The sequence below is a fragment of the bacterium genome (assembly GCA_021371935.1).
Classification (GTDB): domain Bacteria; phylum Armatimonadota; class UBA5829; order UBA5829; family UBA5829; genus UBA5829.
In genome coordinates, this window is the sequence record JAJFVF010000022.1 from 89,119 (window position 1) to 102,576 (window position 13,458).

The following is a 13,458-nucleotide window of genomic DNA, read 5'->3' on the forward strand; positions in this document are numbered from 1 at the left end:
CAGTTTTACTCCAAATAAGTAACCGTAGACTCCAAATCAGTATACATCCCTAGATTGCTGTGTATGGTGTTCCAATAAAGAGGATTATTGGAAGAGTTCAGTTGTTGATTGGCCTGATATACTGAGACACCATAGTAACGGCAAAGGTAATACCAAAAACCCTTAACCCAACCTAATCCATTGTACCAGCCGTAAGGTTTAAAATCACCTTGCCAACCAATGAATGTACAACCAGATAGGTCATCTCGACAGCCAAGTGCTCTTGCAATAGAACTGTCAGAGTGTTCAGGTGAGCCCATCGAATCGCATACACTAAAGTGAATTACTTTCAGCTTCCCTGCAACCAAATGTAAATCAGTAAATGCGGGTGTATTCTCGGGATGTTCAGCCCAGCTATCAGTTCCATATACGCATGGCCAATCAGAGAATTGGACAGAACTCTGATAGGTGCCGCCATACCTTCGTAAATTTTCACCATGAGTATTTAGGTAGAAATGATGTATGTTGCCCATACCTGAACCCAACCAGTAATCCATGCCATAGACTTCATCAGTAAATAAACCTACACGATCTCTGCTGGATTCCCAATACATATCACAAACGTACACGGGTATAACTCCGCGCTTTTTGGCATTATCACCGACAGTCCTCATCTCCTTATAAGTTTCATGTTCGTCAATCCAGTCAAACCTGCTGACGACAGCCGCAACGAGTATCTCATCAGATCCAGTTCTGCTACTGACTGAAATAATAGCATACTCATTTGTGCCAGTAGAGGCTTCTCCATTCTGTCTTGCCGTAAGCTCTGCTGCTACTCGTTGAGCCATCGTCATTGATGACTGGTTTTCACCAGCGTCAAAAGATACCATATAAACATCTGATTGATACTGTCCATCAACTTTTCCATCCCATGCTATATGCACCGATCCTGTTTGACTGCCTGTTGCAGACCAAACTGTTGTTTCAGTATCATCATCAGCAATTGTAAAAATTCTAACCGTCCATGGAGACAGATTTGCATTGAAATCAAAAGTAAATCCAGTCTGGTTCGGATCATCATAGAGTAAATCTTGACAGTTCATTCTTAGCTCAGATATTGGATTATTTACGACAATAGGCACTATATTGCTTAGCATTTCAGTGCCATCAATGTCTATCACCTTTGCGCAAATCATATGAGAGCCATTTGTTAACCAGGCCGTGTTGAATCCAGGAATCTTTGTGGATTCGTCAGTCTGGGTATATTCCGCAGAGCAAAATGTGCCACTTTCTTGACCATCAACCAATAACACTTGCCTGCTAATGGTATCAGTGCCATCCTCTCTTCTGTTTTCTATTCTTACGTAGAATTGAATCACTCCGCAAACAGTCTGATTGCACGATGGTTTCAATATGATTACAGACGGGTCTCCCTCATCCGCATATTCCACATAGCATCCACCGCTGAGGCTTCCAGCTTCTGCCCAGACAGTTCCTGTCTCATGATTGGTGCTTGATCTGATCGTCGCCTTTGCCTCACCAACATCATCTGTAAAAGCGTCAGAATCGACTATGTCTCCAACATCTATATTCCAATACATGGGCTGGTTAGGAATACGCCTGCCCTCCTCGTCAAAGACAATGGCAGTGACTTCGGTCGTGCTGATTCCGTCCGGGGCAATCCTGGAGGTGTTCGCATAGACATAGATATCCATGTCTATGGCCGTCAGAGTGAAATTCTTAGTTGTCGTCTGGTTAGTAGTCACAGTCGCCTTCTCAGCGGCGTGAGTGTAGCCTGCAACATCCACAGAGACCGTATGATCACCGGGTTTCACAGTCAGGCTGTATGTCCCGACTCCTGCTGCGTTGAGTGTGCATGTGGCAGTGCCGCCTGTCGAGTGAACCCAGGCCGTGGCATTTGCCGCACTCGCACCTGCAGTGACTGTCCCGGAGATAGTGCCCGAGCCTGTGGAGTATGTGGGATAAGTCACATCTACCGGATAAACAACAGGTATACTGATCGATCCTGATGATTTGGTGGTGACGATACCGGTATCAGTCAGATATGTGCCCGGCTCGAAATACCCCAAAATATAAGACCTTATCCCGATGCGATCATTTCCGGCATCAAGGTTGGAACCATCATCGATACAGGTATATGCATTTGACTCATCATCACCTATGCCGCTGTCGGTGACTTTGCCCCAAACTCTTACCAGCATACCGGTATTGTTTGCTCCGTTCGATGAGCCGATTGCATTGGTGAATGGACCCATCGCTCCTCCACCGAGGGCTTTATTGTTCATTCCTACGGGTGCGGGAAGAGTAAAGCCGTTGTCGGTGATCGTTAATTTTTCTGTATATGTGGTCTCATCATAGTCCGCCTGGAGAATTCTCTCGTCACCCACAGTTGTGAGGGTTCCTTCTATATCGATGAGATCTCCCGAAGTGACTTCATAATTCATCGAATCCACACGTATTGCTCCCGTGCGGTCAGGCTCTTCTATACTTTTCTTTTCGTACACTGATACGATTGTCAGTCTGTCGCGGAGGTGGACATGTGTTCCATCGGGGAGCCATTTCAAGCTGTCGCGAGAGCCAGGAGCGGGAGGCGCAGGTTCTGATTCGGGGGAATCGTCCAATACCGGGAAGCCGCCACCATCCATCAGCGATGCACTCGAAAGACTTGTTCCCGCAAGCTGTGTAAGAGTTCGTTTGTCAGTCCATTCGGTTCCCGTGCCTTTGACCGGAGGGCAGAGCATGGGATGTCCGTCTGAGCTGCAATATACGGACACGCATGCCGGAGTTGTGATGATGACACGCTGCCTTATTGACTCACCATCTTTGGAGGTGCCGGCGACTGTGGCAAGTGTGCCTGTGACATCGACAGTCATACTGCTGTCTACCGGCAGGCTGAGTGAACTGATAACTATCAATCGAGGTGTCTTGGGTTTCGGCTCGAAATTCTCTTTAATGGCAAATGACTTGCCGCTTTTACCTCGCCAAACCACTTGTTCTGCAGTAAGGGTGACGGCTACACCGTCCGGCTGACTCAGGCATGCGCCGATTGTGCCGGGGTCACCGTCTTGGACTGTAGCGCCGCAGGACCCGAGAACAGACATACAGAGCAGCACCACAAACAACACCACATCGATACGCAATTTCATCACACATCCTCCTTTTTGCAACCGGCAATGTGAAATGTAAGTTAAGTGCCGATTCGCGCAACGAATGTTAGACGACACTTTATGGCCGGTTGTTTCCAGTTGGACATTATATGTTGATGTTTTCTGGTGGTAAAGTATTGTTTGTGCGCTTGTTTATCTGCACGACGACCACAGCTGCATCGTCCTGCAAATCTCCACCGGCATGCCGCCTGGCGGATTCAACAATTCCTTGAGCCAGTGAATTCAGATCACGGTGACGACCTTTCATGAGGTATTGTTTCACACCCTCTTTGTCAAATTGCTCTCCACTCGCCGACCTGGCTTCCGTGATCCCATCGGTTATCATAACCATAACATCGCCAGGCATGAGTTCCATGTTCGCTTCAGCATAGACGAACCCATCATAAAAACCAAGCCCTCCACCCTGCAGTTCCAGTTCCATAACTTTCCCATCAGCACCAATCACAAGCGGAGGTTCATGTCCTCCATTTGCATATGTGATGGTTCGGCTGGGCACATCCATTACGGCGAAAAACGCAGTGAGCAACCCTACCTCACATGTCTCCTCTCTGCATAATGCCTGGTTGGCTAAGGTCATCACTACCGATGGACTCGGGTCCAAAAAAGCATAGCTGCGGATGGAATAACGTGCAGCAGCTACTCGTATCGCGGCTGGCAGACCCTTGCCGGCAACATCCCCGATAAGTATGCCGATCTTGCCGTCACCAACATCGAAAATGTCATAAAAATCGCCGCCAACGGCCGCCTCGTCAAGTGCCGGTTGATACTTCACTACAATTTTGCAGCCATCTATATTGTAACTGACCTGCGGCGGTATTAGAGCTTGTTGGAGTATCTCCGCTATCCTGTGTTCTCGCTCGTATACTTCACGCCTCTGTTCCTCGAACGCTACCAGGTTGCCAATATCCCGAAAGACCAGAGTCGCCCCGACAACCTCGTTATTGCAGTCTTTCACCGGTGCCGCGCTGACACCGGCAATAAAATCACAACCAGACACTGTGACAATCCTGTAGCGTTCATCGATTATATTCTCGCCATTCAGCGCACGTGTCAATGGGATTGTTTCAGGCGGCATCTCCTGCCCCTCTAGCGTATATCTACTTATCGATTTCGCCCATTCATTACTAGACACCTTTGATTTGACGCCCAGCAAATGACTTCCGGCGCTGTTAATCAAGCGTAAATTTCCTGCTGAGTCAAAGAATGCAACCCCATCGCTCATCCCTGATATCAGGGACTCCATCTCATTCGCATGCTGCTCTGCGTTTGCACGAGCGTCAATCAGTTCTTTCTCCAGCTGCCTCTTGCGTTCGATCTCAGCATTGAGTCTGTCTATTGTTTCCTGCAATTCTTCTACTCGCAGTGTATGAGGCCTTTCGTCGGTCTGCGTAACACATTTATACTCTGTCACAGATATTACCAGTCCGTAGAACTGGCCGGATGAACCTTTGAGCGAGGCTATGGTGCAGATGAGTTCAGTGTTAAATTGAGCAAGAACAGTGCTGATCCTGACAGGCGCTCCGGTATTGCGCACACATTCAAAAATAGCACTGTCATTGCTGCCGGAGTGAAAATCGAAATAGCTGTCATTGTTAAAATCAATCACAATACCAAACAGTGCCTTATATGTGGGGTTAGCCCAAATTAGGTTATAATCGGCATCAATATAAGCAGTGGCACCGTTCAAAGAGGCTATTTGTCCCTTGGCACGTACGGCGGCATCAAGTGCACTAAAGACTTCTTCGCCAGACTGAAAAAGTAATGCAGGATCAATTACAATCGTATCCGAAGTCTCGCGTGAATGCTTTTCCAGGGCTTGCTTAAACGTGTCTACTACCTCGACCCTCACTCCTGATGGCGCCCTAAGGTAAATGCTGCTTGCCGCTCTGTCTCCGACTACCAATATTCGTTTTTTATCCGCATAATGTGTCATAATTGCATATCTATATCATTATTATACCAGATGCGAACAGCAAACTGAACAACAAACTGTTCAGTTTTACTTTAATTAATAAAGCTAAGCGTAAACCATGCTCTCTGATACACTCTACGTTGGAATGACGTAGTTTCAGCCGAACAAAAAACGACAAAGATTCAATGCCTGCATATGAAGACGGTAAAAATAATGAAACGCAGAAACTGCAAGATATGTGACAACACTTTCAACATTCGTATATCTAGCCCGGATAATGCGGGCTAGATATATTGTCGCTATGGTCAATCCCTGCTATATGGCCAGTTGTATAAGGCTAAATAGAAAGAACATAAAAAAAGCGGCCGTCCGGCATAAAGCCGGGCGACCGTATATTATGTCTGCTTTCAATCATAGAAAGAAGGCGGAGCCGGAGGAGTGTCATATGGATCATCATCACTCATATCAGGAGGGTCAGGCGGTGCCTCGATATCATCATCCGATACGCTGTCGCCCTTAGTTCCGGTAACTGTGATATTCTCGCAGATGACCTCTTCGTCCTGACACACGGTGGCGCACAATGACAGTTTGCTATTATTGGAATCGACGCTTCCAGTGGCATCTATCGTGTGATCCACACCATCAACCGTCCAGCCGCCATTCAAATTGAGTGTGCCGTCTGCACTGCAACCTCCAATGACAACCGTGCTGTCGCCGCGTGTCTGAGAGGTTGTGGCTTCGACTACCACATCGCCGTCATCTTGTATGACGATCTGGTCGTTGGGCAGGCCCAGGTCCTCGACCTGCCAGGTTCCAACGATATCATTCGACAACTTCAGCGGGGTCGAAGCCGTACTGCCTCCTCCACCCCCGCAGCCCGCTGTCGCCAAAATCATGATTATGGATAGCCCCCACAAAACCTTATGCATACCTAACCTCCGGAAACACATCCATTACTTTATTCCCAGCACCATTGCCGGGTCTCTATTTATGTGTTCCATGTCCTGGTGCATTTACGGGGGTATGGGGCGTAAAACTGGTAGTTATACCTGGACTCAACAGACGACTTTTACATCGTCCGATCGACCGCGGAAGCAATACGCTTAAGTTCGCCCATCAGATGAGCGAATTTCTCTGGACGCAGAGACTGCGGACCATCACTCATGGCATGCGCCGGGTCATTGTGGACCTCCAGCAAAAGACCATCGGCTCCGCCTGCCACCGCTGCTTTTGCCACAGCGCCGACATACTGCCAGTTGCCGGTGGCATGACTCGGGTCGAGCATTATGGGCAGATGAGTCCAGTTCTTGAGGACTGGGATCGCGTTGATATCGGTGGTGTTCCTGGTAGAGTCCTCGAATGTTGTGATTCCGCGCTCACACAGGATGACATTCTGGTTACCTTCGGAGATTACATATTCAGCAGACATGAGCAAATCCTTGACCTTGGAACCAAGACCACGCTTGAGCAGCACAGGCCGACCTGCCGCGCCGACCTTCTTGAGCAGAGCAAAGTTTTGCATGTTGCGTGCACCGATCTGCAGCACATCGGCATATTCACACACAAGATCGACCTCATGTGTGTCCATCACCTCGGTCACCACCGGCAAACCGGTCTCTTTGCGTGCACTGGCAAGTATCTTGAGGCCATCCTCGCCAAGTCCCTGGAAAGCATACGGAGATGTCCTGGGCTTGAATGCCCCTCCGCGCAGCATCTTTGCGCCTGCCGCTTTTACTTGCTGCGCAAGCTCGACTGTCTGCGCCTCACTCTCAACAGAACATGGTCCGGCTGCGACGACTATCTCATCACCGCCTATCTTGACATCATTCACGCACACCACGGTATTCTCAGGATGATATGTCCGAGAGGCCAATTTCCACAGATCAGAAATCAGCTCTACCCTCGCAACACCCGCCATTGCATTGAAATGTTCGACAAGATCAGCCTTGCGAACATCTAACTCCCCGAGCACGGCAATTACTTTGCGCTCCACGCCGGGGTTCATAAAGGGTCTGAAGCCTATTCGCCTGATATCCTGCTTTACCGATTTGACCTCATCCTCGGTAGCGTTTGTGTGCATAATGATAATCATATACTTGCCCCCTACTTCAAGAACAAGTATAGCTTAAATTACATTCAAAATCCACACAGATGTTTATACCATACGTTCATACTCTCGGTGCTGCCGCAGATGTCGGTGTTGTTGATGAGTGTGCCGGCATACTCATAATTCATCTTGGCGAATGTAATATTCATCCCGGGAGATACGGACCGAGCTATGGTATACGCCGTCTTGATCGACCTCGCACACATCTCATCCTCCATCTTTGAAAGAAGGAAACCTGCAAACCCATGGCCGCGATAGTCAGGCAGAGTGGCAAAGTCGGTCATCTCAACGCTCTGCGCATCAAAGTCCATCTCAGAAGATGCAGCAGAGACCAGTTCCCCACCCCTGAACACGCAAAAATAGATGATATTATCTTTCATCGTCTCGCGTATGTACTGTTCATCATGGATAGGGAATGGATAGGAGACAAAGACCTGCCGGTATATATTGCTTATTGAATGCGCATCAGACTCTTGTGCGATACGCCACTCGAAGCCCTCCGGCAGTTTCTCTCGGCAGCCTTTCAGGCGGTGCTGGCAAGCATTTGAAAGGACGTCGAGAATGATATCGGCATCCTTTTCGCACTCCCGCACCGTGGAGAAATATTTGCCCATAAACGATACATCGATACTGCCGTTATAGAAGCCTGGGACCGATGCTTCCGACTTGTATCCATTCGCTTCAAACTCGCTGCTTGCCCAACGTGGAACCTTTGCGATTATCTTGGTATAGCCATTGACCATGGCCATCTCATCGAGTCGGGCAATCACTTCAGGTATGTAAGAATCACCGAGTTTCATAAGATATATGCGGTTGCTCGACTTGCCATGCTGGAACAGACAGCCCTCTATTTTATCGATGACGTCAGGCATTGCTCAACCTCCTTGCAAACCTTGGGCTTTCTGTCGGGGAAAAGAAGAGAAAATGATATGAACACGATCGCGGAAAGGACAATCCCATAAAAACTGGCATCCAGACCCAGCGGCATGCCCATGCCGGATATGAGCATGATGAGGGTGAAAGTGCCGCCTGAAAGCATTCCCCAAAATGCTCCCTTCGAGCTGCTCCTGCGCCAGAAATATGCGCCGAGTGTGGGAACGAACAAGCCCGAGACCATAAATGAGTAAGCATACAAAATTGCGTCGAGGACGGTATTAAAACGACTTGCCATCAGCACGGCCAGAACGCCGATTATCAGGGTGACGAACATCGAAAGACGCATTATCTTCCATTCGGGCGCATCTTTTATGAAATAGCGCTGTATTATGTCGTTGACGAAATTGCCTGAAGACGCCATAAGGCAGCTGTCGGCGGTGGACATGATTGCCGAAAAGTATGCCGCCACAACGATGCCTGTGACACCTATAGGCAGCACCTCACGGATCAGTGTGGGAAGACCCATTTCTGCTTCCACACTCGGAAAGAGAACCCGTGCGCACATCCCGAGGAATACTCCCATAAAGGCCATGATGGGATACTCGAAGATGCCCGCTATAAACCAGGCTTTCTTGGCTTCCGCCTCGTCCCTGCAGGCATACATGCGCTGGTATAGAGTCATGCCCACCAGCCATATTGGTATGATTGTCACCATCCAGTTGATGATCTGAACGGCGCTGACATTGGTAAGCGAGAAAAACCCAGGCGGGAGGCTGTCTTTGAGAGTATGCCAACCGCCCAATTCGTAGAGCGTTACTGGAATGGTGACGCATATGAGGCCAAAGAGCAGGATAAGCCACTGGATCGTATCGGTGTAGATCACGGCCTTGAGACCGCCGATCACCGTGTAGGCTATTACCACACCAGCTATCGTGTAAAGCGAAAACTGAAATGGGTCGAACCCGAATGGAGCGCTCGTAAAGAGTGTCGCTGATGCAAGTTTTGCACCGGCAAGAACCTGGCCTCCCGTGAAACCCAAATATCCGATGCCCGAGATGACTGCTGCCAGAAGAGCCACACGCTCGCCGAATTTGAACCGAAGAAAATCGGGATAGGTGAGCATATTCTGCTTGGCATCGATTGCTTTGATGCGCGGAATCACCAGCACGGCAGTGAGCCACGCCCCAACCAGACCTGTAAAGAGCAGCCAGCTTCCAGACAGGCCCATCAAGAAACCCAGACCTCCCAGACCTATCGAGAACCCGCCGCCTACATCTGTGGCCACAATCGACAGACCCACATGGTGTGCGCTTATGCTGCGGCTGCCTACATAATAGTCCTCAGCATTTTTGTTTTTGCGGTAATGATGGAACCCGACATACAGCACGACGGCCATATAGAGTATCAGGATAGCAAAGTCTACGACCGTCACTGCGCGTTCCTCCTTGCCATTCGTTCGCTGTCTTGAGGGATCAGAGCTATGGTCGAGTCTGAATCGGCCAACAGCTTGCATATTCCTTCCGCCTTGCCCTCATCCGCGCCGTCGAGCCTGAGCTGGAGTTTGCACTCGTTACAATTGCGGTCGCAAAAGACCGGTTCGTAGCTCTCGGGCTCCTGATAGGTCGTGATGACACCCTCATAGTTGCGCAGGACCACTTTGTTGGTGGACCAGGAGATAAGATAGTTTGGGATAATGGGAATCTTGCCGCCGCCGCCGGGAGCATCTATCACATAAGTGGGCACGCAGAATCCGCTGGTGTGGCCGATAAGACTCTCAATTATCTCGATGCCTTTGCCAATGGGTGTGCGGAAATGCGAAAGGCCCTCCGAAAGATCGCACTGATATAGATAATACGGCCTCACGCGGTTTGCGACGAGCTTGTGCACCAGCGCCTTCATGATCCGAGGACAATCGTTGACTCCGGCCAACAGCACTGACTGGTTTCCAAGCGGAATTCCTGCATCAGCCAGCTTCGCCAGAGCCTGCTGGGAGGATTTGGTTATCTCCCTGGGATGGTTGAAATGGGTGTTGATCCACAAAGGATGATATTTGCGGAGCATCCGAACCAGGTTGTCGGTGATCCTCTGCGGAAGCACGACCGGCGTCCGCGTGCCTATCCTGATTACTTCGACATGTGGTATGTCTATGAGCAATGAAAGAATCCAGTCCAGATAGTCATCGGAGAGCATGAACGGATCGCCGCCCGATAGCAGCACGTCTCGGACTGTGGGAGTTTTCCTGATATACTCGACGCCCTCGAGAACCTCGCTCCTCGTAGGAATGTTCTCTTTGTCGCCGACCTTGCGCTTGCGGGTGCAGTGACGGCAATACATGGCGCATGTGTTGCTTACACGGAAGAGCACCCTGTCCGGGTATCGGTGCGTGATAAGCTCGGTGGGGCTGTCCCTGTCCTCGGCCAGAGGATCCACCATCTCATGCTCATCGATATGCAGTTCAGCCGAAGAGCAAAATGACTGCTTGAAGATGGGATCATTTTGGTAATCGTCAGTATCGATCAGAGAAAGATAATACGGAGTTATGCACAGCGGAAACCTGGATATTGTCATTTTGAGCAGCCTGCACTCCTCAAAGTCCAGACTGATATCCAGCAGTTTCTCGAACGTCTCTATACTTCTGATTGAGTGTGCGCACTGCCAGCGCCAGTCGTTCCAGTCAGCGGTCCGCACATGCGGATCGATTCGTTCCGCAATCTCGGTCTGCCTGTCTGTCAGGTTTATCATGATTACACTCCTCTCAGAAAATGGTTTGGTGCCGTCCTATACGAGTTGTTCAGACGGCTGTGTGTCAGTCGTGCGCATCTCGACCACGCGCACAGGGTAAGATATCTCGATTCCTTCCTCACGATAGCGGCGGTGAAGCCTCTTGATGAACTCATGGTGAATCAGATATTGACTGGCTACATCTTTGGCTCTGAGGATGGTGAGGAAGTTGATGTTGGAATCGCCGAACTCTTTGAAGCGGACGATGGGCTCGAAATCGGTAACTGCTCCGGGCACATCTTGCAGCACCTGCCTGCCGACATCTATGGTCACCTGCTCGACATAGTCCAGATCGCTATTGTAGCCCACACCGCACGATATGTAGACCGAAAGCTGCTGCTGAGGAAGATCGTAGTTGGTGAGTATGCTCTGGATCAACTTGGAATTCGGCACGATCACCGTGTTGTTGGCCCAAAGACGTATACGGGTGTTGCGCCAGCCGATGTCCTCGACGAAACCTTCGTCACCGGAATCGAGCTTGATGTAGTCTCCGGCCTTGACGGACCGGTCCGCCATTATATAGAACCCGGCGAATACGTTGGCCAGGGTATCCTGTAGAGCCAGGGCAACTGCCAAACCGGCTACGCCCAAAGTCGCGAGCAGAGCGCTGACTTTATAGCCGAGTTGACCCAAAGCAAGAGCAATCACTATCGCCCAGATTACTGCGTTGGCCAGCTTTTTTAGCACCCTGATCTGGTATGACGCACCTTTGGAACCGACAGAATGAATATACCACTCAGCTATTCCGTTGAGTACCCCAAGAATTCCCAGCGCCACGACTACGGTGAGGACCGCGCTCAAAATCTGACTGATTTTGCCCGAATATGCATCGAGCTTTACGGCAGACAGCCCCCATATGTCCATATGTACGACGGTCGCGGCTGCACCGTATAGGCCGAGAGTGATTATCAAGAGCATCAGCGGACGTTCCAACGATTTGAAGATTACATCGTCGAACTCGGACTTGGTCCTGCTGTAGAACTTTCTAATGACATTTCGGAATATCCAGCGGGACAATAGTGCCAAAACAATCGAGCCCAGCAGAAAACTTGCCGCAGTGACCAGATGAACGGTTGTGCTAGACATCTCGCCACTCCTGTCCTGCCGCTTGCAAACAAGGCGAAAAGGCCGAAGAGGCTGACCGAACATTACATTTCATCGGATGACACTCCTTTCGCATGATGGCGTGGCAGCTATGGGCCGCGCTGCATCAGCGTGCCGAGTGACCGGTGAAACAGAAGACTATTTGCGCAGAAAGAAAGACATAGATATTTCGGCCGTAGAACTGGCCAAAAATGAGGTGTGAATTGCCTCTTCCCCCACGCCTGCGAGGTTAGCTGACGGGCTGGGATCGGAAAGATGACCCCTCTATGATACTCATAGATTAGCCCCCAGAAACTGGGTCCCCCGCTCCTGTTTCACAGGATTCGGCGTATGTCGTAGTTTATTTGGTTTACTTAACTTATCCGCATTTTAGCACAGACGAGCTTCTAATGCAACTCTTGACATCTGTATAAGCATCAGGTAGTCTGACAAGATAATCACACGACGAGGTGCAAAGTGAGACCCAAAGTTGCAATTCTTTTGTTGGAGCGTTTTAGAAACCAACAACTAAGCAAGGCAGTTATAGACCAAAAAGACCGCAAACGGCTTGAACAGTTCGCTCAAATAATGAACACAGACATGCCCGATGCCGACCCGGCCACTGTCAGACAAATAATCGCGGGCGCAGACGCATGCCTCACGGGTTGGGGCACACCTAAACTAACCGCCGAAATACTGGACGCGGCGCCGAATCTCAAAATGATCGCTCATACTGCCGGAAGCGTCAAACCTATAGTCTCCGATGCCGTCTGGGAGCACGGTATAAAAGTGACCAGCTCAGCAGCAGCGATTGCCGTTGGCGTTGCCGAGCACGCACTCGGCCTGATGCTGTCGGCTATGAAACGAAATTACTGGTTCAACGATGTGATCCACAAAGGCGGATGGCTCGATCAGGATGAGAGAAACAAGATTGTTGAGGCCTATGGAATCAAGGTGGGTGTCATCGGCGCTGGAAATGCAGGCAGACACTTCATTAAACTCCTGGGCAATTTCGATCTGGATATTCTGCTGTATGATCCGTTCGTCTCAGACGACACAGCCAAGCAAATGGGCGTAGCTAAGTATGAGAAACTCGACGATATGATGCGCGAGGCAGACGTGATCTCAATTCATGCTCCCAGCCTGCCTGAGACAACAAACATGATAAACTCAAGTAACCTCAAGCTTCTTAAAGATGGAGCAATCATTATAAACACTGCACGTGGAGCCATAATAGATGAATCCGCATTATACGATGAACTCAAGACAGGCCGCATTACGGCATGCTTGGATGTGACTGAGCCGGAACCACCGTCAGAGGGCAACCCTCTGCGCACCCTTCCTAACGTGATCTTTACTCCTCACATCGCAGGAGCAATAGCCAACAATATGGCACGTTTGGGTAACTTTGCGGTAAGCGAACTGGAGAGATTTTTCTCTGGCGAAGCGCTGAAATATGAGGTTACGCAGCAGGATTTGGCGCGTTTGGCGTAAAATGCTTCAATAACATATTAGCGTGCTTCCGCACTTAA

At 49.8% G+C, this 13,458-nt stretch carries 9 protein-coding genes; 1 reads left to right on the forward strand and 8 read right to left on the reverse strand.

Annotated features, from left to right (window positions below; translation table 11 throughout):
- Positions 1-5 precede the first annotated feature (5 nt).
- From LLG46_14940 to LLG46_14975, 8 genes are all read right to left on the reverse strand, one after another.
- Positions 6-3,146 (reverse strand): Ig-like domain-containing protein, encoded by a 3,141-nt coding sequence (locus LLG46_14940; GenBank protein ID MCE5324591.1) that lies wholly within the window; start codon positions 3,144-3,146, stop codon positions 6-8.
- Positions 3,147-3,252: 106 nt separating this feature from the next.
- Entirely contained in the window at positions 3,253-5,100 is a 1,848-nt protein-coding gene (locus LLG46_14945; protein ID MCE5324592.1) for a SpoIIE family protein phosphatase, read from the reverse strand.
- 386 nt (positions 5,101-5,486) lie between these two features.
- Positions 5,487-6,008 carry a hypothetical protein gene (locus tag LLG46_14950; protein ID MCE5324593.1) on the reverse strand — a complete coding sequence of 174 codons (522 nt, stop codon included), beginning with the start codon at positions 6,006-6,008 and terminating at the stop codon, positions 5,487-5,489.
- Between the two features lie 140 nt (positions 6,009-6,148).
- On the reverse strand, positions 6,149-7,171 hold the full coding sequence (gene aroF, locus LLG46_14955) for a 3-deoxy-7-phosphoheptulonate synthase (protein ID MCE5324594.1): 1,023 nt from the start codon (positions 7,169-7,171) through the stop codon (positions 6,149-6,151).
- 44 nt (positions 7,172-7,215) lie between these two features.
- Complete coding sequence (gene ablB / locus LLG46_14960; GenBank protein MCE5324595.1) at positions 7,216-8,058, reverse strand: putative beta-lysine N-acetyltransferase; 843 nt, start codon at positions 8,056-8,058, stop codon at positions 7,216-7,218.
- Complete coding sequence (locus LLG46_14965; GenBank protein ID MCE5324596.1) at positions 8,034-9,494, reverse strand: sodium:solute symporter family protein; 1,461 nt, start codon at positions 9,492-9,494, stop codon at positions 8,034-8,036. Before LLG46_14965 ends, ablB begins: the two co-directional genes overlap by 25 nt.
- A complete protein-coding gene (ablA, locus tag LLG46_14970; protein ID MCE5324597.1) occupies positions 9,491-10,804 on the reverse strand; it encodes a lysine 2,3-aminomutase in 1,314 nt (437 codons plus the stop codon). The genes LLG46_14965 and ablA overlap by 4 nt, the downstream gene beginning before the upstream one ends.
- Before the next feature lie 36 nt (positions 10,805-10,840).
- Complete coding sequence (locus LLG46_14975) at positions 10,841-11,929, reverse strand: mechanosensitive ion channel family protein (GenBank protein MCE5324598.1); 1,089 nt, start codon at positions 11,927-11,929, stop codon at positions 10,841-10,843.
- Between the two features lie 474 nt (positions 11,930-12,403).
- On the opposite strand from LLG46_14975, the gene LLG46_14980 reads away from it, so the two are divergent.
- Positions 12,404-13,420 (forward strand): hydroxyacid dehydrogenase, encoded by a 1,017-nt coding sequence (locus LLG46_14980; protein MCE5324599.1) that lies wholly within the window; start codon positions 12,404-12,406, stop codon positions 13,418-13,420.
- Positions 13,421-13,458 lie beyond the last annotated feature (38 nt).